20 protein-coding genes are annotated in these 26,426 nt (G+C 58.5%); 12 read left to right on the top strand and 8 right to left on the bottom strand.

The features are described 5' to 3' along the window. Positions 1–71: 71 nt before the first annotated feature. Positions 72–2,267 carry a 1,4-alpha-glucan branching protein GlgB gene (gene glgB / locus CORAM0001_RS01165; RefSeq protein ID WP_005509344.1) on the bottom strand — a complete coding sequence of 732 codons (2,196 nt, stop codon included), beginning with the start codon at positions 2,265–2,267 and terminating at the stop codon, positions 72–74. Between the two features lie 180 nt (positions 2,268–2,447). Continuing rightward, positions 2,448–4,478 carry an alpha-1,4-glucan--maltose-1-phosphate maltosyltransferase gene (locus CORAM0001_RS01160; RefSeq protein ID WP_005509373.1) on the bottom strand — a complete coding sequence of 677 codons (2,031 nt, stop codon included), beginning with the start codon at positions 4,476–4,478 and terminating at the stop codon, positions 2,448–2,450. Positions 4,479–4,633: 155 nt separating this feature from the next. On the opposite strand from CORAM0001_RS01160, the gene CORAM0001_RS01155 reads away from it, so the two are divergent. The 8 genes from CORAM0001_RS01155 (at position 4,634) to CORAM0001_RS01120 (ending at position 13,393) form a co-directional block, all read left to right on the top strand. Beyond that, positions 4,634–5,470, top strand: coding sequence for an ABC transporter ATP-binding protein (locus CORAM0001_RS01155; RefSeq protein ID WP_005509491.1), 837 nt, complete (start codon positions 4,634–4,636; stop codon positions 5,468–5,470). Positions 5,471–5,476: 6 nt separating this feature from the next. Beyond that, positions 5,477–6,316: an NUDIX hydrolase gene (locus CORAM0001_RS01150; protein ID WP_005509667.1), complete on the top strand. Its 840-nt coding sequence runs from the start codon at positions 5,477–5,479 to the stop codon at positions 6,314–6,316. Positions 6,317–6,368: 52 nt separating this feature from the next. Further along, positions 6,369–7,553, top strand: coding sequence for a THUMP-like domain-containing protein (locus CORAM0001_RS01145; protein ID WP_005509642.1), 1,185 nt, complete (start codon positions 6,369–6,371; stop codon positions 7,551–7,553). 337 nt (positions 7,554–7,890) lie between these two features. Then, positions 7,891–8,676, top strand: coding sequence for an electron transfer flavoprotein subunit beta/FixA family protein (locus CORAM0001_RS01140; protein WP_005509558.1), 786 nt, complete (start codon positions 7,891–7,893; stop codon positions 8,674–8,676). A 54-nt stretch (positions 8,677–8,730) separates the two neighbouring features. Continuing rightward, positions 8,731–9,675 carry an electron transfer flavoprotein subunit alpha/FixB family protein gene (locus CORAM0001_RS01135; RefSeq protein WP_005509469.1) on the top strand — a complete coding sequence of 315 codons (945 nt, stop codon included), beginning with the start codon at positions 8,731–8,733 and terminating at the stop codon, positions 9,673–9,675. 189 nt (positions 9,676–9,864) lie between these two features. Next, complete coding sequence (locus CORAM0001_RS01130) at positions 9,865–11,061, top strand: cysteine desulfurase family protein (RefSeq protein ID WP_005509355.1); 1,197 nt, start codon at positions 9,865–9,867, stop codon at positions 11,059–11,061. 143 nt (positions 11,062–11,204) lie between these two features. Then, the gene (gene mnmA, locus CORAM0001_RS01125) at positions 11,205–12,344 is read left to right on the top strand and encodes a tRNA 2-thiouridine(34) synthase MnmA (protein ID WP_005509637.1); all 1,140 of its coding nucleotides are present in this window, start codon (positions 11,205–11,207) and stop codon (positions 12,342–12,344) included. After that, the gene (locus tag CORAM0001_RS01120) at positions 12,341–13,393 is read left to right on the top strand and encodes a uroporphyrinogen decarboxylase/cobalamine-independent methonine synthase family protein (RefSeq protein ID WP_005509557.1); all 1,053 of its coding nucleotides are present in this window, start codon (positions 12,341–12,343) and stop codon (positions 13,391–13,393) included. The genes mnmA and CORAM0001_RS01120 overlap by 4 nt, the downstream gene beginning before the upstream one ends. A gap of 5 nt (positions 13,394–13,398) precedes the next feature. Here CORAM0001_RS01120 and CORAM0001_RS01115 read toward each other — a convergent pair whose 3' ends face one another. The 3 genes from CORAM0001_RS01115 to CORAM0001_RS10860 all read right to left on the bottom strand — a co-directional run bounded on the left by CORAM0001_RS01115 (position 13,399) and on the right by CORAM0001_RS10860 (position 15,773). Continuing rightward, entirely contained in the window at positions 13,399–14,559 is a 1,161-nt protein-coding gene (locus CORAM0001_RS01115) for an ATP-binding protein (RefSeq protein WP_005509509.1), read from the bottom strand. 142 nt (positions 14,560–14,701) lie between these two features. Continuing rightward, entirely contained in the window at positions 14,702–14,917 is a 216-nt protein-coding gene (locus CORAM0001_RS01110) for a 3'-5' exonuclease family protein (RefSeq protein ID WP_005509603.1), read from the bottom strand. 169 nt (positions 14,918–15,086) lie between these two features. Next, on the bottom strand, positions 15,087–15,773 hold the full coding sequence (locus tag CORAM0001_RS10860; RefSeq protein ID WP_005509547.1) for a TetR/AcrR family transcriptional regulator: 687 nt from the start codon (positions 15,771–15,773) through the stop codon (positions 15,087–15,089). Between the two features lie 184 nt (positions 15,774–15,957). Here CORAM0001_RS10860 and CORAM0001_RS01100 point away from each other — a divergent pair, with 184 nt between their 5' ends. Continuing rightward, the gene (locus CORAM0001_RS01100; RefSeq protein ID WP_050773566.1) at positions 15,958–18,168 is read left to right on the top strand and encodes an MMPL family transporter; all 2,211 of its coding nucleotides are present in this window, start codon (positions 15,958–15,960) and stop codon (positions 18,166–18,168) included. Between the two features lie 20 nt (positions 18,169–18,188). Here the strand turns inward: CORAM0001_RS01100 and CORAM0001_RS01095 are convergent, their stop codons facing one another. Next, positions 18,189–18,869: a 3'-5' exonuclease gene (locus CORAM0001_RS01095; RefSeq protein ID WP_005509386.1), complete on the bottom strand. Its 681-nt coding sequence runs from the start codon at positions 18,867–18,869 to the stop codon at positions 18,189–18,191. 96 nt (positions 18,870–18,965) lie between these two features. Between CORAM0001_RS01095 and ligA the strand changes: the two genes are divergently transcribed. Continuing rightward, entirely contained in the window at positions 18,966–21,086 is a 2,121-nt protein-coding gene (ligA, locus tag CORAM0001_RS01090) for an NAD-dependent DNA ligase LigA (protein ID WP_100066755.1), read from the top strand. Between the two features lie 22 nt (positions 21,087–21,108). On the opposite strand, the gene CORAM0001_RS01085 is transcribed toward ligA, so the two are convergent. Together CORAM0001_RS01085 and CORAM0001_RS01080 are read right to left on the bottom strand one after the other, a co-directional pair. Next, positions 21,109–23,475 (bottom strand): glycogen/starch/alpha-glucan phosphorylase, encoded by a 2,367-nt coding sequence (locus CORAM0001_RS01085; protein WP_005509533.1) that lies wholly within the window; start codon positions 23,473–23,475, stop codon positions 21,109–21,111. A gap of 143 nt (positions 23,476–23,618) precedes the next feature. After that, a complete protein-coding gene (locus CORAM0001_RS01080) occupies positions 23,619–24,284 on the bottom strand; it encodes an ACT domain-containing protein (RefSeq protein WP_005509662.1) in 666 nt (221 codons plus the stop codon). A 227-nt stretch (positions 24,285–24,511) separates the two neighbouring features. Here CORAM0001_RS01080 and gatC point away from each other — a divergent pair, with 227 nt between their 5' ends. Together gatC and gatA are read left to right on the top strand one after the other, a co-directional pair. Continuing rightward, positions 24,512–24,805 (top strand): Asp-tRNA(Asn)/Glu-tRNA(Gln) amidotransferase subunit GatC, encoded by a 294-nt coding sequence (gatC, locus tag CORAM0001_RS01075; RefSeq protein ID WP_005509328.1) that lies wholly within the window; start codon positions 24,512–24,514, stop codon positions 24,803–24,805. A gap of 15 nt (positions 24,806–24,820) precedes the next feature. Next, entirely contained in the window at positions 24,821–26,335 is a 1,515-nt protein-coding gene (gatA, locus tag CORAM0001_RS01070; RefSeq protein ID WP_050773565.1) for an Asp-tRNA(Asn)/Glu-tRNA(Gln) amidotransferase subunit GatA, read from the top strand. Positions 26,336–26,426: the final 91 nt, after the last annotated feature.

Raw genomic sequence — 26,426 nt, 5'->3', positions numbered from 1 at the left:
CTCAGGTCACTGAAAACCGTGCAACACGGGCAATTCCTATTTGATTGTTTTCTGTTTGGCTGGATTCGAGACTAGCCTTGCCACTTCAGCCAAACGGCGGTGTTGGCCGGTAGCACCAAATCAATCGAGTGAGCCTGGCCGTTCCAACCGTGCTCGACTGCGGTCACAGTACCGTTTTCACCGTAGCCGGAGCCCTCGTAACGCGATGCGTTTGTGTTCAGAATCTCCCTCCATTGGCCACCGCGCGGTACACCAATCTTGTAGATTTCCTGCGTGGTTCCCGACAGGTTATAGACGCAGGCGACGACCGATCCATCTGTGCCGTAACGGGCAAAGGACACGACATTGTTTGTGGAATCATCCGCGTTAATCCACTGGAATCCCTCGGGGCGGTCATCCTGGGTGTAGAACGCCGGGTTTTCTTTGTAGATGGCGTTGATGTCCTTAACCAGTAGCTGAATGCCGCGGTGGAATTCGCCGCCCCAACCTTCGAGGTTGTCCCAAGCCACGGACTCATCATGGTTCCACTCGTGGTTCTGGCCAAGATCCTGACCCTGGAATAGAAGCTGCTTGCCCGGGTGCGCCCACATGAAAGTCAGGAAAGTACGTAGGCCTGCGGCCTTATCCCAGTCACCGCCCGGCATGCGCTCCCACAGCGAGCCCTTGCCGTGCACGACCTCGTCGTGGCTAATCGGCAGAATGAACTCTTCCGAGTAGGCGTAGACCATAGCGAAGGTGAGCTCATGGTGGTGGTAGGAGCGGTAAATCGGCTCCTTGCTGAAGTACTCCAGCGTGTCATTCATCCAGCCCATGTTCCACTTCATAGAGAAGCCCAAGCCACCGTGTTCGGTAGGTGCGGTCACACCCGGCCAAGAAGTGGATTCTTCGGCCACGGTGAGGAAGCCCGGGTTGTGCTTGTGTACAGTGGCGTTGAATTCCTGCAGGAACTGAACAGCATCGAGGTTTTCACGGCCACCGTACTGGTTCGGCAGCCACTCGCCTTCATTGCGGGAGTAGTCCAGGTACAGCATGGAAGCCACTGCGTCGACGCGCAGACCGTCGATGTGGAACTCTTCCGCCCAGTACAGTGCGTTGGCGTAGAGGAAGTTGCGTACCTCGTTGCGGCCGAAGTCGAAAACGTAGGTGCCCCAGTCGCGCTGCTCGCCGCGGCGCCAGTCCGGGTGCTCGTAGCAAGCCGTGCCGTCGAAGCGGGCAAGTGCGAACTCGTCCTTCGGGAAGTGCCCCGGAACCCAGTCCATGATGACACCGATGCCAGCGGCGTGGAAGGCATCAACAAGACCGCGGAACTGATCTGGGGTGCCGTAGCGGCTGGTCGGAGCGTAGTAGCCGGAAACCTGATAACCCCAGGAACCGGTGAACGGGTGCTCAGATACTGGCATGAATTCCACATGGGTGTAGCCCATGTCGACCACGTAGCGCACCAGCTTCTCCGCCATAACCTCGTAGCTCAGGCCCTGTTTCCAGGAACCCAAGTGGACCTCGTAGATAGAGATGGGCTCTTCGGTCCAGTCTGTGTTGGCACGCTTTTCCATCCACGCCTGGTCACCCCAGGTGTAGTCGGAGCTCGTAACAATCGACCCAGTTGCCGGTGGCAGTTCAGCCGCACGCGCCATCGGGTCGGCCTTATCGCGGCGCTGTCCCTCCGGTGTTGTGATGGCGAACTTGTAGACATCGCCCTCACCCACACCCGGGATGAACAGTTCCCAGATACCTGCGCCACCCATAGAGCGCATTGGGTACTGCGCACCGTTCCACATACAGAAGTCACCGACCACGGCGACGCCGCGTGCGTTCGGAGCCCAGACCGTAAACGAGGTGCCTTCGACCGTACCCAACTCGGTGTCGTAACTGCGAAGGTGAGCACCGAGAACCTTCCACAGTTCCTCATGACGTCCCTCGCCGATGAGGTGCAGGTCACCAGCGCCAATAGTGGGGAGGAAACGGTAGCCGTCGGCACGCTCTACGGTTTCGCCGGAGTCCCACGTAATGCGCAGGCGGTAGTCGAAGTCATCGCCGCCTGGGACGAGGGCGGTAAAGAAACCGTCGCCCAGGTTTTCCGCCTCAAACTCGCCGCGAGTGCTGACGATAGTAACTGCCTGAGCGCCGAAGACCCTCGTGCGAATAACCGTGTCACCGTCCACGACGTGTGCGCCGTAGATACTGTGCGGATCGTGATGGGTGCAGTAGCGCAGGCGATCCATATCGCCGGAATCAATTGCGAGGCGGGGATCTGTGTGGGCTCCCATGGAGGGTCCTTCCGAAGCGTTTCTAGGTAGGTGAATGTGAAGTTGTTGAGTTCAGTTCTAAAGAAATAGAGGGAGGTAGGGGACAGTGGGCTGCTAACTCACCCGCTAGCCTAACGACGAATCGTTGCGACAGTGGTCAGGTCAGCGGCCCACTAACCCCGAAAGCTCCCAGCAAGCGTTCTAGCCCTCGTAGTCGGGGACGTCGCGCCAAGCCAACTTGTGGCGGAGCTTGACATCGATTTCCGGCAGCTTGAGGATGTGCGCAACGTTTTCCCACGGCGCCAGGCGGACGTAGTTGTCCTTGCCCCAGTTGAACTGGTTGCCGGTAATCAGGTCAGTGACATCCATGCGGTCGTGGTTGCGGAGCCCAATGCGATCCATGTCGAGGTGCACGGTAGCTTCCTGGGCATTCCACGGATCGAGGTTGAGAACAACGAGGATGGCATCGCCGGTGACCGGATCGAGCTTCGAGTAAGCCAGCAGGTTGTCATTGTCGATGTCGTGGAAGTGCAGGTTGCGCAGCTGCTGCAGAGCAGGGTGCTCCCGACGAATCTTGTTCAGTGTGGCGATGAACGGTTCCAGCGAGTTGCCGGTGGCTAGTGCCTGGTCGTAATCGCGGCTGCGGAGCTGGTACTTCTCGCTGTCGAGGTACTCCTCGGAGCCCTCCTTGACCGGGACACTTTCAAATAGCTCGAAGCCGGAGTACATGCCCCACAGCGGAGATAGGGTTGAAGCCAGCGCGGCGCGGATAGCGAAGGCACCACGGCCGCCCTTGACCAGGAAGTCATGCAGAATATCTGGGGTATTAACCCAAAGGGATGGTCGAGCGATGTCCGCATGGCGGGTAATCTCCTCGCCGAATTCGGTCAACTCTTCCTTCGTAGTCTTCCACGGGAAGTAGATGTAGGACTGAGTGAAGCCAGCCTTGGCCAGACCGTAGAGGCGGGCCGGGGCGGTGAAGGCCTCGGCGAGGAAGATGACCTCCGGGTTAGTTTCGTGAACGGTTTCAATCAGCCATTCCCAGAAGTTGCCCGGCTTGGTGTGAGGGTTATCCACGCGGAAGACCTTGACTCCACGCTTGACCCAAAACTTCACTACACGCAGTACCTCTGCGTACAGGCCCTTGGCATCGTTGTCGAAGTTCAGCGGATAGATATCCTGGTACTTCTTCGGCGGATTCTCGGCGTAGGCAATGGTGCCGTCCGGCAGTACGGTGAACCACTCCGGGTGAGCCTTAGCCCACGGGTGGTCCGGTGCGCACTGGAGCGCAAGGTCGATAGCGACCTCTAGGTCGCGCTCCTTAGCAGCCTTGATGAACTCCTTGAAGTCCTTTTCGTCACCGAGGCTCGGGTGGATGGCGTCGTGGCCACCTTCTGCGGAGCCGATCGCCCACGGAGATCCGACATCGCCCGGTTCCGGGGTAAGGGTGTTGTTGCGACCCTTGCGGTTGATTTCACCGATTGGATGAATCGGCGGCAGATAGACCGTGTCGAAGCCCATGCGCTGAGCGCGATCAAGCTGTGCAACCGCAGTCTTGAATGTGCCGTGCAGCAGCTCGCCATTTTCGCCGTAACCACCGTTGGAACGGGGGAAGAACTCATACCAAGAGGAGTACAGGGCTTCGCGGCGGTCAACTTTGATCTTGCGGGTCTTTCCGCGGGTCAAAAGGTCGCGCACCGGGTGCGCCTGCAAAATGGCGCGGGTCTCGTCGGAAAGCGCGGCTGCAATGCGGGCGCGAAGATCGCCGTCGCCGCGCAGACCTGCGGCGATGGAGCGTAGGTGGTTGCGGTGGATAGCAGCGGCACCAGCGGCGGCGCGGTCGAAGAGAGCGGCGCCAATTTCCAGATCATTAGCGAGTTCAGCTTCGCTTTGACCGGCCTCGAACTTCTTGGTGATAGCGTTGCGCCACGTTGCCATCGGGTCGGACCAGGCATCAATGCGAATGGTCCACAGTCCGGGAACGTCTGGAACGAAGGTGGCGTTGACCTGATTTGGATCATGGTCAGAAAAGTGCATTGGAATGCGCTGTGAGCGGGAAGCAAAAGCTGATTCCTTCGGCCCCTTGACGTTGAGCGTGGCGTTCATCGCGTCGTGGCCTTCTCGCCAAATGACGGCGAAGGTTGGGACGACTTCACCCACTACGGCCTTCGATGGAGTTGCACCACCGTTGATTTGAGGACGGATGTCATCAATACCGATTCGACCAGTCATAAAAGACGTTCTCCTAATTGTCGGCGAGCTAGGTGAAAATCGAAGTGTGAAAATCGAAGCAAAAGCCATCTCGAGTGAACTCGATTTGCTCTCTACCGAGGATAGATGAGAATGTCCAAGCGCACATTTGGGCAAAGTTAGGGCACCATGGATGTGTGGCTGAATTGGAAGAAGACTTTAACGAAGATCTGCTACTCGACTTTCGCGACGTAAACCTCATCCGTGGTGGCCGTACGCTGGTCGGGCCGGTGGATTGGCAAGTAGAACTCGATGAGCGCTGGGTCATTATGGGTCCGAACGGTGCAGGCAAAACTTCTTTGATGCGCATTGCTGCAGCGGAGGAGTTCCCGTCTTCAGGGGTGGCCCATGTGATGGGCGAGCAGATCGGGCGCACAGACATGCGTGATCTGCGCACCATGATTGGTTTGACGTCATCGTCGATTGCTCACCGCATTCCCAATGACGAAAAGGTCGCGGACCTTGTTATTTCCGCCAGTTACTCCGTCTTGGGTCGCTGGCGTGAGACCTATGAAGAGATGGATTTCGAACAGCTCTCCGAGATGCTTGAGCGCATGGGCGCTGAGCATCTTGCAGACCGCACCTGGGGCACTCTCAGCGAGGGAGAGCGCAAGCGCGTGCTCATCGCACGAGCCATGATGGTCAACCCCGAATTGCTGCTTCTCGACGAGCCGGGAGCTGGGCTCGACCTCGGCGGTCGCGAGGACCTGGTCGGTTACTTAGGTGAACTCGCGCTCGACCCGGATGCGCCGGCGATGGTGATGATTACGCACCACCCGGAAGAAATTCCGTACGGCTTCACCCATGCGATGCTCCTCGACGAAGGCAATGTCATCGCACAGGGGCTTATTGACGACGTCCTGACCAGTGAGAACCTGACCAAGGCGTTCCACCAGGAAATCGTTGTCGATCGCATCGATGATCGCTACTTTGCGCGCCGGGCACGGCCTGCTGGAAAGCACCGGAAGAAGTAAACGCTCATGGCGGTTCCGACACCTGAAACCCCGAATTTGCCCGCGTCACCGAAACTGGCAGCGACTGTGTTGCTGCTCCGTGACACCCACTGCGGACTCGAGGTCTACGTTCAAGAACGCGTATCCTCAATGCGCTTTGCGGCCAATATGACCGTGTTTCCCGGCGGTGGAGTAGACCGACGTGATTTCCCCGCTGTCGCGAATGAGGGCTTGACCGTGACCGAGCCGTCGGAAGCCGACCCCGAGTCGCGGATTGCGCAGGCTTTTAACGTCGACCCCGCGCGGGCGCACGCGCTCACCTGCGCGGCCGTGCGTGAGACCTTTGAGGAAACAGGCACTCTGTTGGTTCGCGATGCTGGCGGTGAGATTGTCGCAGATGGCCACCGCTTCCACCGTCAGCGACGACAGCTGGAAGCCCACGAGTTGTCATTGACGGATTTCCTAAGCAATGAAAATCTGGCGCTCGATGCCGAACTCGTCAGTCCTTGGGCTAACTGGGTGACACCCGAATCCAACCCCATTCGCTACGACACCTATTTCTTCCTCGCCGCGCTTCCCGACGGTCAAAGGGCCGACGGTGACACCTCTGAGGCATCATCTTCAGGTTGGTTCCGCCCGACGACGATTTTGGATGGATGGCGCCGTGGGCTACTTGGCCTCATGCCTCCGACCTGGGCGCAACTGACTCGCTTGGACGGTGTCAGTACTGTGGCGGAGGCTCTCGAGGCAGCCAAAAACACTCCGGTGCGACGCACCAGTAGTGACTTCCTCGGGGAACCTTTTATGGATGAGTACTTTGCCGTTGCCACCCACATGGGGCATTTGCGCAAAGGTATGAACCGTTAGTCGGCTACCCGCACCGTTAACCGGCTAACTCCTATCTGGAAGGAGAAAACGAGTGTCCCTGTCCGCTGCAGAGGTGGCCGCTGTTGCGGCTCACCCGGAGTGGTTAGATGAGGCCGACCAGCTCGCGCTCACCAAAAAGTCTCTGATCGCAGACTCCGCGCATCTACGCCAACACTGTGGCGAGTTTGGTCGCGCGGTCATTGAAGTCGCAGCAGCCCGGCGTTCGGCGGTCAGCAAACTGCCAGGGGACTGGCTCTTCTCTTCCGAAGCAGCGCAACAGGCCACGCCCTTTGTCGTCGCTCTGGCTCGCGCACGCAGGCTTGCACATCTCGGTGTCGAAGCAGTGGCCGATGTGACCTGCTCCATTGGTACTGAGGTGGCGGCAATTGACCACGAGGGCCTGATCGTTGTCGGGTCTGATCTCGACCTTGCACGCCTGGCCATGGCGCGGCATAACGTCGGCAAGAATATCTTCGCGCAGGCCGATGCCTTGCAACCGGCCTTTGATGCACCCGTCATTGTCGCTGACCCTGCCCGCCGCGCCGGTGGTCGTAGAATCACCAATCCGGAGGACTTGCTCCCGTCGCTGCCGGCGCTCATAGCCGCTTGGCCCGGCAAAGAATTAGCTATCAAATGCGCGCCGGGGCTCGACTTCAGCGAGTGGAGCGGGGAAGTGGCGGTCACTTCGGTGGACGGTGCGGTCAAGGAGGCGTGTTTATATACGCCAGGGCTGGTCGGAGTTACCGATGGGCAACCCGTAATGCGATCGGCGATGGTTATCCAGACCGTCGATAAGCACAGGCCGTTGGAGTTGTCGGCTGTGGACGTGCAGACCTACGACGACACCATGCCTGACGACGTCGATGTGCGCGCTGCCGGTCGGTACATCATTGATCCGGATGGGGCGATCGTGCGCGCCGGGCTGGTGCGGCATTTTGCGGCGGCGCATGGGCTGTGGCAGCTCGATGAGCGGATTGCGCACGTCAGTGGCGATGTTTTGCCGCAGGGGATTGCCGGGTTCGAAGTTATTGAGCAAGTGGGGTTGAAACTGGTTCGCAAGGCACTGGCAGCGTTGGATTGCGGATCGGTGGAGATTCTCGTGCGCGGCGTAGACGTCAACCCCGACGCGTTACGCAAGCAGTGGAAGCTTAGGGGCTCCAGGGCATTGGCGGTGGTGGTCACGCGCATCGGAAGGAGCGCGACGGCGTTTATCTGTCAGCCTAGGGAGATTGGTTGAGGACCGCTTTACGACGGAAAATTAGTGGGGGTAGCCCGTTGGGGATCGGTGTTTGCTGTTGGCGAATACTGCGGAGGCAGCTGCAGTTGATTGCGTACTATTAACGTCTGACATGCGGAAATGGCATGTTGGCGGGTGTGGTGCGCTCGTGGTGTAGAAAAAAATTTAAAAAAATAACGACATTGTTATCTGGATCACCTTCGCATTAGCGATGGGTTCTGTTATCTTCAACACAGACGACCTAGAGCGTGGTCTGGTTCACTTTATTGTGAGGCGGCTTGCGAAGTAAGGTCAGATAAACGTTCACCAGTAATCAACCAGTAAGGACGACAGAAAAATGCCGAACATCGTGGTTCTGGTCAAGCAGGTTCCGGACACCTGGTCCGAGCGTAAGCTCACCGATGACAAGTTTGTCCTCGATCGTGAGTCTGCAGACGCAGTTCTCGACGAAATTAATGAGAACGCTGTTGAGGCTGCCCTGCAGCTGAAGGAAGAGCACGGCGGAAACGTTACCGTCGCAACTGTTGGCCCGGATCGTGCCATCGAGGCACTGCGCAAGGCTCTGTCCATGGGTGCAGACGACGCCGTCATTCTTTCGGACGACGCGCTTGAGGGCTCCGACGCTGTTCAGACCGCATGGGCTCTGTCCAACGTCATCGACACTCTCGAGGATGTTGACCTCATCGTCACCGGCAACGCCTCCACTGACGGTGGCACCGGCTCCGTTCCGGCTATCCTCGGTGTCTACCGCGACCTGCCGGTTCTGACTCACCTGCGCTCTGTCGCTATCGACGGTGACTCCATCACCGGTGAGCGTGAGGTCGAAGACGGCATCTACCAGCTCAAGGCATCCCTGCCGGCAGTCGTTTCCGTCACTGAGAAGGCTAATAGCCCGCGCTTCGCATCCTTCAAGGGCATCATGGCCGCTAAGAAGAAGCCGGTCACCGAGCTGACTCTGGACGATGTTGCTGCTGAGGCAGAGCAGGTCGGTCTCGAAAACGCTGCTACCGGTGTCACTGGCTCCACTCCGAAGCCGGCTAAGACCGCTGGTGAGCGCATTAACGATGAGGGAGACGGCGGCGTCAAGCTGGCCGAGTACCTCAAGGCCCAGAAGTTCATCTAAGGCGCTTGACGCGAATAGAAGACAAATAGAGACACAAGTAGGAGAAAGATCACTATGACCGACGTCCTCGTTCTCGTCGAGCACGCAAATGGCGAGCTGAAGAACACCACCGCTGAACTGCTGACCGCCGCTTCCGCATTCGGTACCCCGGCTGCAGTTGTCGTAGGTGCCCCGGGCACCGCTGCTGGCTTCGCAGACACCCTGGCTTCCTACGGCGCTGGCGAGATTCTCGCTGCTGAGTCCGACGATGCCGCTAAGTACCTGATTACCCCTGAGGTTGACGTTCTCGTCGGCCTGGCCTCCGAGCGTGAGGTTCCGGTGCTGGTTTCGGCTTCCGCAACCGGCAAGGAAATTGCTGGCCGCGTCGCAGCCCTGACCGGTTCTGGCCTGTTGTCCGATGTCATTGCTATCAATGACGACGCATCCGTTAAGTACTCCATCTTCGGTGGCGAGTACATCGTCGACGGTGTCGGCTACGGTGCATCCCCGGTCTACGCTCTGCGCCCGGGTTCCGTTGACCCAGAGGAAAAGTCTGGCTCTGCTGAAGTCACCGAGATCTCGTTCCCGGAGATTGGCAACAACGCAGTTGAGATTGTCTCCTTCGCGCCGGCTGAAGGCGGTGATCGTCCGGAGCTGACCGAAGCTAAGCTGATTGTTTCCGGCGGTCGCGGAGTCGCCTCTGAGGACGGCTTCAAGAACGTTGTTGAGCCGATGGCAGATGTTCTCGGTGCTGCTGTTGGTGCCTCCCGTGCCGCTGTTGATGCCGGCTACTACCCGGGTCAGTTCCAGGTTGGTCAGACCGGCAAGACCGTTTCTCCGGATCTGTACCTGGCACTCGGTATTTCCGGTGCTATCCAGCACAAGGCAGGTATGCAGACCTCCAAGACCATCGTTGTGGTCAACAAGGACGAAGAGGCTCCGCTGTTCGAGATTGCTGACTTCGGTGTCGTCGGTGACCTGTTCGATGTTGTCCCGCAGGCTATCGAGAACCTGAAGTAATACGCACTTGCCTTTAGGCGGCTAGTAACTACCTACTCGGGGTGGGCACAGACTTCCACGTCTGTTCCCGCCCCGAGCATATTTGTATGGGACGGTTATTATTCGCCACTGATCTCACCTCGTGTGGAAAGAGGACCTCGGTGATGATGCGTAGTGAGTTTTAGGCGTGCCCGGCGTTATACTGCCTGCATGTCTAATGACCGCAATGTAGCCGTTCCGCGTAAAAAGAGTGACGTGAAGTCTTCCGCGAAGCCACGCCACTTTGTGGATCATGCTGCGACTACGCCATTGCGTCCAGAAGCACGCGCAGCTATGGTCGACAACCTAGATTTGGCCAATCCTTCGGGGCAGTACGCAACCGCTCGCGTTGCCAAGAAGGTACTGGAGGAGTCTCGCGAAGAGATTGCGGAGCTGCTTGGTGCTGACCCCATCGAGGTAGTTTTTACCTCTGGCGGCACGGAGGCTGACAACCTGGCCGTTTCCGGCTTGTACTTCAAGGCGGCAGGCTCAGACATTGTGGTTCCGCCCATTGAACACGACGCCGTGTTGAAAACGTGCCGTCATTTGGAAAAGGAACACTGGGCGCGAATTGTCTCAGCCCCGGTGGACGCCTCTGGAAGAGTGGATTTAGAGGCCTTTCCCGCGCTGGACAGGAGCTCCACTGCACTGGTCACTTGTATGTGGGCCAATAACGAAACGGGGGCTGTACAGCCAGTTAGCGAAATTTCAGCACTCGCTAGGAAGGCACGGGTTCCTTTCCATATCGACGCGGTGCAGGCCGCAGGTCATGTGCCGATTGATTTCCATGCCTCGGGTGCTGCGACGATGGCTATCTCGGCACATAAGTTTGGCGGACCTCGCGGCATCGGGGCGTTGTTAGTGCGTCGTGACATTACGCTTTGTCCACACAACAATGGTGGCGGACAGGAGCGCGGTTTGCGGTCCGGCACCCAGGATGTCGCATCGGCAGCGGGCATGGCGGCTGGTTTACGTGCGGCAATCTCCGAGATGCAAGCCGAGCATGACCGGGTAAAGAATCTCACTGAACAGCTAACTCATGCGATTGCGGGTATTGAGAGGGCAATCGTGCACACAACTCAGCCGGCATTAGCTGGACACGTATATGCCAGTTTCCCCGGTGCAGAAGCAGATAGCCTCATTATGCTTTTCGATGCCGCCGGTATTGATTGCTCGACTGGTTCGGCATGTAATGCGGGTGTTAATCGTCCTTCTCATGTGCTCTCTGCCATGGGCGTGAGCGAGCCTGAGGCGCGTTCTGCCATCCGTTTTACCTTGGGGTGGACGTCGACCCAGGACGACGTCGACGCAGTTATCGCAGCACTGCCAGATACTGTGATGCGAGCACGCAAGGCTGGCATGGCGTAACTGTTAGCATTCAGGCCGCGGAAAGTGCTAGTGATTCGTAGTTACAGGCGCGGACCACTAAGGGAACGCCCAACGATGGTACGGTGACACGAGCTTTCCATCAGTGGCAAGGCTATGTGTACAGATCACAGAAAGGATTCACTATGCGTGTTTTGGCGGCTATGAGCGGTGGCGTCGATTCTTCGGTGGCAGCTGCTCGCGCATTGGCAGCAGGACACGAGGTTGTCGGTGTGCACTTAGCGCTGTCGAAGGATCCGCAGTCCGTCCGCGCAGGCTCCCGAGGGTGCTGTTCCCTGGAAGACTCCGGTGATGCACGACGGGTATGTGATGAACTGGGAATTCCTTTCTATGTGTGGGATTTCTCCGAGCGTTTCAAAGAAGAAGTCATGGACGACTTCTATGACTCATACGAACGCGGCGAAACTCCCAACCCCTGCCTGCGCTGCAACGAACGGATTAAGTTCGCAGCCCTGTTGGAACGAGGTCTGGCGCTCGGCTTCGACGCGGTGGTGACTGGTCACTACGCTTTGCTTGGCGACGATGGTCTGTTGCGCCGTGGCCGCGATATGAAAAAGGATCAGTCCTACGTCCTTGGAGTGCTCGACCGCGAGCAACTCAGCCACTCCCTTTTCCCGGTCGGCGATACCGAAAAGCCCGAGATTCGCGAAGAAGCACGCGATATGGGGCTGGGTACTGCAAATAAGCCAGATTCTTACGATATTTGTTTCATTCCGGATGGGAATACCCAGGCTTTTCTGGGCGCTAAAATTGGGCGTCGGCCGGGCCTTATCGTCGATAAGGAAACTGGCGATACCGTCGCTGAGCACGATGGTGTTTATGGGTTTACCATTGGCCAGCGCAAGGGCATTGGCCTGCCCGGGCCGATGGCTGACGGCAAGCCACGCTATGTCACTGGAATCGATGCGGATACCGCAACGGTAACCATTGGCACCGCTGATGACCTTAACGTCAACGTATTGCAGGCGGACCGCGCCATCTGGTTGGCCAACCCGGATGAGGTACTCGTTGCCTCGGAGGCCGGCAAGCTGCAGGTGCAGGTGCGTGCGCACGGTCGCCCCATCGACTGCCGCATTGAAGTGCTGGCAGGACCTGACGATGACGTCACCGGACGCGGTGGCACCTTCCGGCTGCACCTGAGCGAGCCGCTTCGTGGTGTCGCTCCTGGCCAGGCCGCTGTTTTGTACCACACTGACACTGCGGGCGACTACGTGCTGGGCTCCGGCACGATTGTCTCGACCGCCCGGGAAGAGGACTTGTCGTGACCTCCTTTGTCGGCCTTGGTCCGATGCCGGGCCACAATCCACACGAGGCGGCAGAGATTGTCATTGGCGAATGCCTGGAAGGTCACGTCACGCTACCGACGTTGCCCGCCCGTGGGCTCGGCGCCGATGCCGTGGGTCGCACGGCCGCCCTCATGGCTGACCTCGTCGTGGATAGGGGAGCGCGCTCCTGGAAAGTCGCCGACCGTCGTGGTCGCGCGAGTGCCTTGGCCACTGATTATCTCCACCGCGACATCGACGCGTGCGAGGAAGCGTGGGGACGCACCCCGCAGAAGATTCGCCTGACCTCTCTCGGCCCATGGACGATGGCGACTTCGGTGGAAAATGCCGCAGGCCATCTCATCGCCGTTGACCGCGGCGCCGTGAAATACTTCGCGCAGTCGGTAGCCACGGGATTGGCTTCCCACATCGCCGATGTCCGTCAGCGTTTCGACAGCGACATCGAGGTACTTCTGGCAGAACCCGCACTCGGTGCAGTCGCACAGGGCAAAATCAAGGCCCCGTCCATGCTGATGGGCAACGCGGGCTATCTCCCCGCCCAGGGGCACCGCGAGATCGCGGAGATCTTCCGCGAGGTCACGGGGCCGCTGCGTGACGACGACATCGAAGTGACCATCGCGCTGTCGATCCCCGATGGCCTGGCTGTTCAGGCCTTGGCGGATTCCGGTGCGGCCGGAGTGTGGCTACCTCGCAAAGAACTGACCACCACGCAGCAACTGGATTTTGCGGCTGCCGTGGTCGGTGCCGATATGTCCCTGGAGCTGGGTATTGTGCCAGTTACGGTCACGGAGCGAGAAGAGCACACGGGCGTCCCGGTGGCGACACCGGCTCGAGCACTCGCTGAGCAAGCAGCGCTGTTCTGGGATGAGCTGGGCTATTCGCGCCTACAGATTGCTGAGAGCCTGAATCTGGCGCCGATGGGCGGCTTTGCTGCCAGCTCCAATGAAGAAGCACAGGCGCAACTCGGCGCAGGCCGTAATGCCACGGAACTTCTTCGTCGGGCAGCCGGTGACTTGGCTCGCGACGAATAGCGACCTTATTCCACCAGCGTATTGAGGTAGTCGGCGAAGTAGGGAAGTGTGAATTCCACGTATCCCGTCGACGCTGACACAATCAACTCGCGGTAAATCAGGTCATGGCGAAGCTGTGAGATGCCAGAGAGTTTGCGTCCCATGGTCTCTGCGATGGCGCTCGTGGCCACGGGCTTTCCATTGGGGGAGAGGCGAGCCATCGCTTTGAGAAAAACAATCTGGCGAGGTGGCACTTTCCGCAGGCTGGGCGCATGAACTTGCAGCCCGATGCGGCGGATGGATTCCGCTGCGGCATCCGAGACATGCTGAGCGGTAATGGTGTCCGAGTGGGCCAACCTGGCCTTAGCCCAAGCGACTGAGCCAATGGTCTGTATGAGATACGGGTAGCCGTGGCTGAGTTCAGAGGCCAGCTCGACGGCATCCTCGGTCATCGCGCGTTCGCCGAGTTCTGCAGTTCTGCGAATGATGTCCTTGGTGGTCTCCAAGTCCAATCGGCCCAGAGACACGCGCTCGGCACGGCGTAAGAATGTTGCGCCCTCTAGCTGGAGCAAGTCCTCGATACCGCTGGGCAGCCCGGCTGCGACAAAGGCAATCTCCGCATCGTCGCGATTGAGGTCCTGGATTGCATGGGCAATTTCGTTGAGCTGTGCGGGGTCTGCACTTTGCACCTCGTCGAGAGTGAGCAAGATGCCGGATTCCTGTGGCATGAGGAGAGCCGAGAGATCCTGAAGTTGGCTGAGCAGATTCCTGCCGGGCTCGGGCTGAGAAGTGCTGACTTCCGTCTTAAACCCGCCAATGCCGGCGATGGACAGGCCGGTGAGGTGACGGCCCTTGCCCGTCGGTGCACTGTCAATGGCACTGAAAGCGCGCGGAATGGTGACATCGGTGAGCTCAGAAATCATTTCAGAGCCGATGTGAGCACGCAGCACAATCCATCCCAGTTGCTTTGCTGCGGTTTCAAACTCGTTGAGAAGTACCGTCTTGCCGATTCCGCGGGTACCGGAAATTAGCGCGGTTCGCCAGGGATTACCGGGGCCTTCCGCCAGAGCCAGCTCAAACGAGTCCAGCTCGACATCGCGCCCACCGATGACGGCCGGGGATCGGCCGAATGTGGGGTGGAAAGGATTGCGCGGGATGGTGATGGCCTTGTCGCTGCGAGTGGTCACGCATCAATCATAGCAATGGATAATCCACATCGGCTTGGATAACTTGGATACTCCGCCGAATTTTGGATATTCGGTTTCCATTGGATAATCACAAAACTCTGGATATTGGGAGGGCCGGGGAGGGTGGGGGAGAACCCGCTGCTTAGTCCATCGGCCACCCGAAGGTGAAGTCCGACGTATCCTTACCCTTTTCGGCCAGGTACTGCTGCAAGTTTTTCTTGTACCGGTAGTACGTGACTGCCTGGAGCTCCATCAGCTCTTCACCGGGCTTGGCCGTAATCTCTGGGTAGTGACGAGCCATGACCCACGCAATGCGGGCAGTGGCCAGTGCATCCTCTGTGGCATCGTGCCCGTGCATGTAGCCGAGCGGGACGAGTTTACCGGAGCAGCTATCGGGAGCGCTCCGCGAGGAGTAGCTGAGAAAGCTGCACGGCTATGGGAGGAATTAGGCTTTTCCCATCAGGACCGCGCAAGCAAGCTTTCTATTGCCCCTGTTTCCGGATTCGAGCACAGCGATGTCGATGAAACTATTGCCCAGCTTCGCGCGGGTCGGGAAGCGGCTGAGTTGATGCGTCGCGCGGCGGGGGATTTGTAGCCCGCGTGGAGGCGGAGACCAATATCGCTTCCACAGCTTCTTCATGCCACGCAATGTAGGTATCCAACTGTTCGTCGTTAAGTGAAAGTGTCTCTACGGCGGTGACGGCAGAGTTGACGATGTTTTGAATCGTGCGTGCGACGAGATATCCGTGAGATTCGGCGAGGCTGTCGAGTTCCGTGATTGCGACGACGAGAATGTCGTGCAGTTCGGCGTGAATCGCACTGATTTCGCGCTGTGCATCCTGGTGAAAATGGTAGGAAAAGACAGCCGTCCGCCAAGCGTGCTTCGAGTCGCTAGCCATGCTGATGTTGGCGCGGACGAATGCGCGAACTGCAGAAACAGGGTCTTTTGCCTTTTTCACCGACGTGGCGACGGTAACTTTCCATTCGGGGAAGTCACGTAGGACGAGCGCTGCAACCAGATCATCGACGGTGTTGTAGTAGCGATAAAAACTGGACCGAGCAATTCCGGCCTCCTTTGCGATCTCACCCACCTTAAGGGGTGCCTCGATGTCGCTAACTGTTTGTTTTGCGAGCAGGCTGCTAGCGGCATCCATCAGCTTTTCATTGACTTGTCGACGGTGTTCGACAACGGTGGCTGCAGAAATTCTAGGCATGGCGAAATCCTTGGATTCTGAGAAAGAACGGAACATTCGGTCCGCTGATTTTATAAGTCGCGGTGTTCTCATAATCTCAGGAACTGGAGAGAATCCACAAGAAAAATGCAGATATCCACCTAGAAAGGACACCCGCGTCATGTATCGGCGATTTAACGCCGCTTTATTTGGCACTAAACGACGCATGTGGCTCACTATCGTCGTTTCGTTGCTGGTAGTGGGGCTTCTGTCAGCCATCGCGCCCTCCGTAGACGATGTTAAGACGAATTCCGGCGACGGTCCGTCGGAAACTGCGCAGTCAGTGGAAGCGAAGAAGCGTCTCCAAGAGGCGTTTCCCACAGAACCAAATCTTCTGCCTGCCGTCGTAGTGTTGACGTCAGACTCTGCGAAGACCACTGAGAAGGCCGCGCACGACGTCCTCGCTGACTTGGCTGAGCGGGACGACGGTTTTACGCGGGCACCGATTAGTCCCGTGTGTACCAGCCTGGGAAGCCAGGTGCTTCGTGAAGGCAAGTGCATCCCGGGTTCACCGGAAGGAACCCGGAGCGAAGATGGAAAGACTGTAACCATCGTCGTTCCCATCATGGGCGACGCTACTGAGAAGTCCTACCGCGATGAAATTGATGCACTGCGCGAGGATATTGCCGCAATCGCTGATAATGCCGACAAAAACGGCAACGTGGAAACGCACCTAACCGGCCCAGCGGGCATCGTCACCGATACGGTCAAGGTCTTTTCCTCTGGTGACCGAGTGCTCATGCTCGGAACTATTCTCTTGGTACTGGTTATTCTGCTGCTGGTCTATCGCTCGCCAGTACTCGCAATCCTGCCTCTGTTGGCCGTTGGCGTCGCAATGCGGCTGGCACAGAGCGTCGGTGCGTTGCTCGCAGATGCCGGTGCCATTGAGATCAGCTCGCAGACCGCATCGATTATGACAGTGCTGCTCTTCGGCGTCGGTACTGACTATGCGCTGATTATCAATGCCCGTTACCGTGAAGCACTGGCTGCCCAGCGAGAAAAGGGACAAGAGCTAGACCGTAATGCTGCCATGGTGGACGCAATGGGCCGTACTGGCGAGGTTCTCGCTAGCTCCGCAGGCACCATCATCCTGGCAATGATGGCGCTGCTGTTCACCAAGTCGCCAGCATTGCAAGGCTTCGGTCCATACCTCGCTATTGGTGTGGCCTCAATGGCCATCGTCGCTGCCGTGTTCCTGCCAGCGTTGTTCATTGCTGTGGGGAAGGCTGCATTCTGGCCGGGCGGATATGACAAGGCACTCCAGCGGGTCGACTCGAAGATGTGGACGAAGGTCGCCAATACCGTCGATAAGAAGCCGAAGGCCGTTTTGGCCGCAGGTCTGGCGCTGTTGATTGTGATGTCGCTGGGAGCGTTGAATTACAAGGAGTCTTTCAACTTCCTCACTGGCTTCCGCGTGGACACCGACTCTGCTGCAGGGCAGGAGATTGCGGCCCGCGATATTGGAGCGGGCGAAATCGCTCCGACCACGTTGCTTATCGAAGGCCAGGAGCTAAACCTGCCACAGCTGCAGCAAGCAGCTGAAGAAGTGGCAAAGAAAGATTCTGCGAATATCGCCCGAATCAGCGTGACTTCCCGTGATGTCACCGATGACGGTGAGACAGCACGCATGACTGTTGTCCTCAATCAGGATCCATACATCACAGAATCCATGGAAGCACTGGAACCCATCAGCAATGATGTGCGCGATGCACTGAAGACAGCTGGTGCTTCCGCCGACACCGAAGTGACTGCGACTGGCGAAACCGCTGAGCTTAGCGACGTCCGCGCCGACCTCGATCGCGACATCAAGATGCTCGTACCAGTGATGATTGCCATCGTCGCAATCGTGTTGGCAGTGCTACTCAAATCCCTGCTAGCACCGCTGTACTTGGCTGCAACACTGTTGTTGTCGTTTGCAGCGACGATGGGTCTGACTGTCCTAATTGCCCTCAATATGCAGGGAGATGAGGGCATCGGTAACCGCGTTACTGCCTACATTCTGGTGTTCCTGATCGCGCTGGGCGTGGACTACACCATCTTTGTGATGAGCAGACTTCGGCAGGAGCTGAAGCACCACGATGTGCGTGAGGCAATGAAGATTGCTGTTGCCCGTACAGGTGGCGTGGTCTCTTCGGCTGGCCTGATTCTCGCGGCTACCTTCGCGGTGCTCATGACTCAGCCAATCCGTGAGCTCTACCAGTTCGGTTTGGGCTTAGCGCTGGGCATTTTGCTGGATACCTTCGTGGTTCGACCCTTCATTGTCCCGGCCATTGTCCGACTGATTGGCGACAATGCACTGTGGCCGACAAAGCCGAGCACGTTGCCCGTCGAATCAGGGGCACAGACAGAGGTGGAAGCAGCCTCCGCGGAGAGTTAGAGGGCAGTGGGTGGACGACCCTAAGCGTCGGTGACGTCGGTCGGCCATCCGAAAGTAAAGTCGGATACGTCACGGCCTTTATCCGCCAGATAGAGCTGCAGGTTCTTCTTGTACTGGTAGTACGCGACGGCCTGCAGCTCCATCAGTTCTTCTCCCGATTTTTCGGTCAGCTCCCGGTAGTGGCGCGCCATCACCCATGCGATACGCGCAGCCGCCAGGGCATCTTCGGTGGCATCATGTGCCCCGTCCAGGCGCACTTGATAATGGCGGGAGACATCAGTCAAAGTGCGCTTTTCACGACGATCCGGGTCGAAGTAATTATCCAGCACAAAGGGGTCGACGACGAGACCATCAACAGTAAAATTGGGATCCTGTGAGCGCAGTACCGTCAGATCATAGGCCGCGTTATAGGCCACTACCGTCAGCCCATCGCGCCAGGCAGCTTTAAGACCCGCAATGGTATCTGCTAGCACTTCATCGTGCGGACGCCCCTCCGCGCGAGCTTTTTCAGTGGTGATGCCATGCACATCAGACGCAGCTTGCGGAATTTCGACACCGGGATCAGCGAGCATGATGGTGGAATCTTTGCCCTGCTCAGTCAGTCGAACCAGTGCGGAAGTGACAATCTTACAGGTGCGAGGATCCGTGCCGGTAGTCTCCAGATCAAACGCGAGCATGCGTCGCGGATCGAAATTATGCATGTCTCAACTGTAGCGGAGAGTGCGGATTCGCTGAGGGGCAGGAACAAGGTCAAGAGAATTTCCGTGTCTCCCGGCGTATCCGGGCAATGACATAGAATGAGCGACGTGACTTCCTCGACCGATGAGAACTCCGACCTGTCAACCTCTGATTTGTCCTCGTTTTCCAGCGCCCCCGCCTCCGAGCCGGCGCCGGCGGACGTCCGGGAGAAGTGGCAAGAGCTAGCAACTCGCATTCGTGATAACGCTGCGCTGTATTACACCGCGCAGCCGGTTATCTCCGATGCTGAGTACGACGAGATGTTCCGTCAACTGCAGCAGTTAGAGGAACAGTGGCCCGATCTGGTGGTGCCGGACAGTCCCACTCAGCAGGTCGGCGCACAGGTCGAAGCGCCTGCCGACGGGGAAGTATTCGAGCCCGTTGAGCACCTCGAACGTCTCTACAGCTTGGACAATGTTTTCGATGAGCAGGAGTTGCGCGGCTGGCTGGCCCGCACCCCGGCCAGCACGTATCTGACCGAGCTGAAAATCGATGGCCTGTCTATCGACCTGGTCTATGAGAAGGGCCGACTTGTCCGGGCGGCCACCCGCGGAGACGGCCGAGTGGGGGAGAACGTCACCGCCAATGCGCGCACCATCGAAGATATTCCGCATGAAATCAGCGGCGAGAACGTCCCCGACGTGCTTGAGGTACGTGGTGAGGTCTTTATCTCGTTGGAGGAGTTCGAACGCATCAACTCCGATCGCGTCGACGCAGGCCAGAAGCCGTTTGCCAACCCCCGTAACGCCGCCGCCGGTTCCCTGCGACAGAAGGATGTTGCAGAAGTGGCGAAGCGTCGCTTGTCCATGATCTGCCATGGAATTGGTCATATCGAGGGCTGGCGTCCACAGTCTCAGCACGAGGCCTATCGTGCCTTGGGCGAGTGGGGTTTCCACGTGTCGCCGTATACAAATCAGGTGCATTCCGCGGATGACGTCGTCAAGCAGATGCAGTACTGGGGCGAGCACCGCCACGATGCCATCCACGAGATGGACGGGCTTGTGGTCAAGGTTGACTCCCTTTCTGAGCAGCGCGCGCTGGGCGCGACCTCGCGGGCGCCGCGTTGGGCGATCGCGTATAAGTACCCGCCAGAAGAGGTCACCACGGACCTGCTGGACATTCGAGTCTCCATTGGCCGAACTGGTCGTGCGACGCCATATGCCGTGATGAAGCCGGTCTTCGTGGCCGGGTCAACTGTCGAGATGGCGACGCTACACAACCCTTCCGAGGTGCACCGAAAGGGTGTGCTCATCGGTGACCGCGTGACTATCCGCAAGGCCGGTGACGTGATCCCAGAGGTGCTCGGCCCCGTGGCCGATCTCCGAGATGGCAGCGAGCGAAAGTACATTTACCCGACTCTCTGCCCCGAGTGTGGTACTCGTTTGGCTCCGGCAAAGGACAGCGATGCCGATTGGCGTTGCCCCAATACCCGCTACTGCCCAGGTCAGCTGCGTCGCCGAATCGAATTCCTCGCCTCCCGCTCCGGGTTTGATATCGAAAACCTGGGGGAGAGGGGTGCTGCCGATTTGATTCATCGCGGCGTGCTTGACGACGAGTCCCGCCTCTTCGACCTCACCGAGGAAGATTTGCTCGGCACTGAGGTCTACACCACGGCTTCGCGCAAGTCGCTAAATGCCAATGGTAAGAAGCTGCTGGCCAATATCGACGCAGCCAAGGACAAAGAGCTGTGGCGGGTGTTGGTCAGTCTGTCCATTCGTCATGTGGGCCCAACGGTGGCGCGGACCTTGGCACAGAAGTTCGGCTCGATGGAAGCGCTCCGGGCTGCCAGCCGCGAGGAGATTTCGGCCATCGATGGCATCGGTGAAATCATCGGCGATTCCGTGGCTGACTGGTTCGAAGTGGACTGGCACCGCGAGGTTGTCGAGCGCTGGGAAGCCGCGGGTGTGCGCATGGCCGATGAAGTTACCGATCGCCCAGATCAGGTGCTTGAGGGATTGACCGTGGTAGTCACCGGCTCTTTGGAGGACTTCACGCGCGATAGCGCGAAGGAAGCCATTATCTCCCGTGGCGGTAAGGCCGCGGGGTCGGTGTCGAAGAAGACCGACTACGTGGTGGTTGGCGAAAACGCCGGCTCCAAGGCCACAAAGGCCGAGGAACTGGGCTTGCCCATCCTCGATGAGGATGGGTTCAAGCGGTTGCTGGAAACTGGTCAGGCCTAGCTGAGCCTAGCTCAGCCGGGGCCTAAATCTTGGTCTCTTCCAGCTTCCAGACCTCATTGGCGTAATCGCGGATGGTGCGGTCGGAGGAGAAGCGGCCCGAACGGATGATGTTCAGGAAGCACTTCTTGGCCCACGCCAGCTCGTCGCGGTAGTCCTCGGCCATGCGGTCGCGGGTTTCGCGGTAGTCAGCGAAGTCGCCGAGGACGTAGTAGACATCGGCTGGCTCGTACCCGTTGGACTCCAGCAGCGAGAAGTGCAGGTCGTGGAACATTCCGCTGCCACCGTCAGCAAAAGTGCCGTCGACAAGCGAATCGACAGCGCGCTTGAGCCCCGGCACCGTTTCGTAAGTGCCACGCGGGCTGTAGGTGCGGCGCAGCTCCGGCAGTTCCTCTTCCAGCGCACCGAAGATGTAGGCGTTTTCTTCGCCGGCGGCGTCGACGATTTCGACGTTTGCACCGTCCATGGTGCCCAGCGTCAGTGCACCGTTCATCATGAACTTCATGTTCGAGGTACCCGAAGCCTCCTTACCGGCAGTGGAAATCTGCTCGGAGATGTCGGTGGCTGGGATGATGTGCTCTGCCGGGGTGACGTTGTAATTCTCAACGAAGGCGACCTGCAGGCGGCCTTCCATGTCCGGATCGTTGTTGACCTTGTCCGCGATAGCGTTGATGAACTTAATGATGGCCTTTGCGCGAACGTAGCCTGGGGCGGCCTTGGCACCGAAAATGAACACGCGCGGTGGCACGTCCAGCGCTGGATCCTCCTTGATGCGGTAGTAGAGATCCAGGATGTAGAGCGCGTTGAGAAGCTGGCGCTTGTACTCGTGCAGACGCTTAATCTGGGTATCGAAGATGGCGTCCGGGTTCACCGAAATACCCTGGCGGTGCTCCAGCCAGGTGGCGAAGTCCTTCTTGTTCTCGTGCTTGATGTCGAGAATCTCACGCAACACGGCCTCGTCGTCAGCAAACTTTTCGAGCTCAGCGAGCTTGTCCAAGTCAGTGACCCAGGCGTCCGAACCCGACAGGCGAGTCAGCAGTGCCGACAGGCGCGGGTTGCACTGGTTGAGCCAGCGGCGCGGGGTGACGCCATTGGTCTTGTTGTTGAAGCGCTCCGGCCAGATATCATGCCAGTCCTTCAACGTTTCGCGCTTAATGATTTCCGTGTGCAGGGCAGCCACACCGTTGATGGAGTACGCGGCGTAGCAGGCAATCCACGCCATGTGGATACGACCGTGGGAAATCGGCGCCATGTAGTCAATCTTGCCCTGGTCGAAGCCACGCTCCGCCAGATCTTCGCGGAAGCGGCGGTCGATCTCACGGGTGATCTCCAGAACGCGGCCGAAGAGACAGTCAAAAATGGAGTATTCCCAGGTCTCCAGGGCCTCTGCCAGAACGGTGTGGTTGGTGTAGGCGAAGGTGTTGGACACGACGTTCCAGGCGTCGTCCCAGCTCATATCGTGCTCATCCAGGAGTAGACGCATCAGCTCTGGGATAGCGAGCACCGGGTGGGTGTCATTGAGCTGAATGGAGTTGTACTTGTGGAAATCGCGCAGGTCCTCGCCGTGATTCTCGATGTAAGAATCAATCATCGTCTGCAACGAAGCCGAGACGAAGAAGTACTGCTGGCGAACGCGCAGGACCTTGCCGTCATAGGTCGAGTCATTCGGGTAGAGCACGCGGCACAGGTCATGGACGCGCTCCCGTTCGACAATGGCGTCGGTGAAGCGCTGCGAGTTGAAGGCGTCGTAGTCGAACTCACGCATCGGCTCCGAGTGCCACAGGCGCAGCGTGCCGACGTTATCGGTGCCGTAGCCGGTAATTGGCATGTCATATGGAACAGCGCGCACCACCAAGTCATCAAAGGTGACAATCTTGGACAGTTCCTCGCGACGAATGACGAAGGGGTAGCCCTCTTCCATCCACGGATCCGGGTGCTCATCCTGGAAGCCATCTTCAAAGGTCTGCTTGAACAGGCCGTAGCGGTAGAGAATGCCATAACCCGTCACCGGCAGATTCTGCGTGGCACAGGAATCCAGGAAGCAGGCGGCCAGACGACCCAGGCCACCGTTACCGAGAGCGGCGTCGTGTTCAGCCTCGAGCACGTCTGTCAGATTCTTGCCGTACTTTTCCACGGCAGCAGAGGCCTCATCCACCAGACCTGCATTGAGCAGGTTGTTCAGCAGGGCGCGACCCATGAGGAACTCGGCGGAGAAATAGTGCTGCTGGCGGGTAGCAGCGTATGCCTCCGTGGTGCGCTGCCAGTTGTCCGCTAGGTCATCGACAACAACCCGTGACAGACCGGACCAGAATTCCATCTCAGTGGACGACTGGGGGACACGGCCGGACTCGGCACGAATGTGGGATCCGACGAGGTCACTCAAGTTCGACATCAAAGAAGCTCCTTATTGACTGGTATCATTTCCAGACTTTACCGCTAAGCGTGAATCACTGCGCTCCATAGGGGAGGAGCCATAGCGTAAGAACTTCGTGCAGAAGTATGGCAGCCCACAGGGGGGCAGCCCATTAGCCGCTGCTAGTCGATAATCGCGCCGACAATCGTGCCAATACGTCCCAAGTGCTCAACCTCACTTGGTAGGAAGTCCGGCCCGCCGGGCCGGCCAATGACTAAAACGAGACCCTTGCCCATTGGAGTAGCGGCAATGGAGGAGTCCATAACCGTCCAGTCCTCCGGCAGCCACGTTTCCTCGTCCGGATCCAGGTTTCGCGGCGAGTCAATCGGGGCTTCCGGCAGAGCCCGGCCGTTATCCTCTGGAGCAGCGGTAGAGGAAGCGCGACGTACCCACCGGCCATTGCTCTGTTCGCCGAGGACGATAGCCCAGCCGGCAGTCATAGTCTGAGGCAGGCCGTCGACGACATCTCCGAGGGCACGATCCAAGTTTTTTGTGTGCTGTGAGAACTTGGCCAGCAGCGCAATCTGTCCGCGGCGGTCGACCGAGCCGGAGAAAGGCCTAATTGAATCGACTTCCACTCCGCTAATGGACTGAGCCGCTGTAATCAGTGTGTCTGGTAGCAGGCCCATGGGCAGGTCAACCACAATGTCGTCGACAACAACGCCACTAGCGCCGTGATCTACAACATCGACACTGCGAATATCACCTTCTACTTCGCCCAGGGCAGCCGCGACGTAGCCAAGCGCGCCTGGTTCGTCGGGAAGCTGGATGCGAAGGAGGTAACTCATGGCTGTGTACACAACCTTTCGAATAATTGATAGTGATTCTTGCGGTGTAACTATAGAAGTAGTGATTTAGGCTACAGGGTAAACCTTTGAAATGTAAGACCCTGCGGACAACTGCTTGGCGACAACGACTACTGTTGGCAAGTACAGCCCGCTCTCGCGGTTCAAAAACAGTTTCAACTAAACTTCTGTGCACTAGCTTCGTACGAAGAAATGAAAGGGGTACTAGCGTGCCAGCTATCTCACGCGATGAGGTCGCCCACCTAGCGCGATTGTCCCGTCTGGCTCTGACTGACGCGGAACTCGACGAGTTCGCCGGTCAGATCGACGGCATTATTAACCACGTCCAGGCCGTTCAAAAGGTGGCTGCGGATGATGTTGAACCGATGAGTCACCCCTCTTCGCTATCCGGTGTGATGCGCGAGGACGTCGTCAAGCCGACGCTGACTGCGGAGCAGGCGCTGGATCAGGCGCCGTCGCAGGACCGCCAGCGCTTCGAAGTTCCCCAGATTCTCGGCGAGTAGGAGTACGTGGAAGAAATGACTGCAGCTAACCCGAACCTGCATGCCGCTGTTGCTGAGGATCCGATTCTGGGGCTCAGCGCTTTTGAGCTCGCACAGAAGATTCACGCTCGTGAGCTGACCTCGGTAGAGGTCACCCAGGCGTTCCTCGACCGTATCGCGGCAATTGATGAGGACATTCACGCATTCCTGCACGTCGGTGCCGAAGAGGCCCTGGCTGCAGCTCGCAAGGTCGATGAGTCGCTGGATGCTGGCGAGGAGCCGGCCTCCGCGCTGGCCGGTGTTCCGCTGGCGCTGAAGGATGTCTTCACTACCACCGATGCGCCGACCACCTGCGCTTCCAAGATGCTCGAGGGCTACATGAGCCCTTACGACGCAACGGTTACTGCCAAGCTGCGTGCAGCTGGTATCCCAATCCTGGGTAAGACCAATATGGATGAGTTCGCCATGGGCTCGTCGACTGAGAACTCCGCTTATGGCCCGACTCACAACCCGTGGGATGTCGAGCGCACCGCAGGCGGTTCCGGTGGTGGCTCTTCCGCGGCGCTGGCCTCCGGTATGGCTCCGCTGGCTATCGGTACTGACACCGGTGGCTCGATTCGTCAGCCAGCAGCTCTGACCGCAACGGTCGGTGTGAAGCCGACCTATGGCACGGTATCCCGCTACGGCCTGGTCGCTTGTGCCTCCTCGTTGGACCAGGGTGGCCCGACCGCTCGTACCGTTCTGGATACCGCGCTGCTGCACGAAATCATTGCTGGTCACGACGAGAACGACTCGACCTCCACGGAGCAGCCGATTGCCGATGTCGTTGCTGCTGCCAAGGAAGGAGCTACCGGTGACCTCACGGGGGTTAAGGTCGGCATCGTCAAGCAGTTCGACCGCACCGAGGGTTACCAGGCTGGCGTACTGGACAGCTTCCACGAGGCCGTCGACAAGCTTAAGGAAGCTGGCGCGGAGGTTGTCGAGGTCGATTGCCCGAACTTCGACCACGCACTGAGCGCGTACTACCTGATTCTGCCGTGCGAGGTCAGCTCCAACCTGGCTCGTTTCGACGGCATGCGTTACGGCCAGCGTGTTGGCGATGACGGTACGCACTCCGCCGATGAGGTCATGGCTATGACCCGTGCCGCTGGTTTCGGCGATGAGGTTAAGCGACGCATCATCATCGGTACCTACGCGCTATCGGTCGGTTACTACGACGCTTACTACATCCAGGCGCAGCGCGTCCGTACCCTGATTCAGCAGGACTTTGAGCGGGCCTTCGAAAAGGTGGATGTCTTAATCTCGCCGACCACTCCGACCACTGCGTTCAAGTTGGGCGAAAAGGTTGACGACCCGCTGAGCATGTACATGTTCGACCTGTGTACTCTGCCGCTCAACCTGGCTGGCATGTGTGGCATGTCCGTGCCGTCGGGCCTGGCTGAAGACACCGGCCTGCCGGTGGGCCTGCAGATTATGGCTCCGCGCCACGGTGATGATCGCCTGTACAAGGTCGGCGCTGCCTATGAAAAGGTCCGCGGCCCGATTGCATAATGTCGCTCAATAAGCGTTAGTCGGTTTTCTTCAACCGTCGTTTTGCTCACTGAAGTGAGAGAGCGGCGGTTGTTGTCGTATCTGGGGAAAT

Source organism: Corynebacterium amycolatum SK46 (genome assembly GCF_000173655.1).
Classification (GTDB): Bacteria; Actinomycetota; Actinomycetes; order Mycobacteriales; family Mycobacteriaceae; genus Corynebacterium; species Corynebacterium amycolatum_A.
This window is presented reverse-complemented; position numbering and strand designations above follow the sequence as displayed.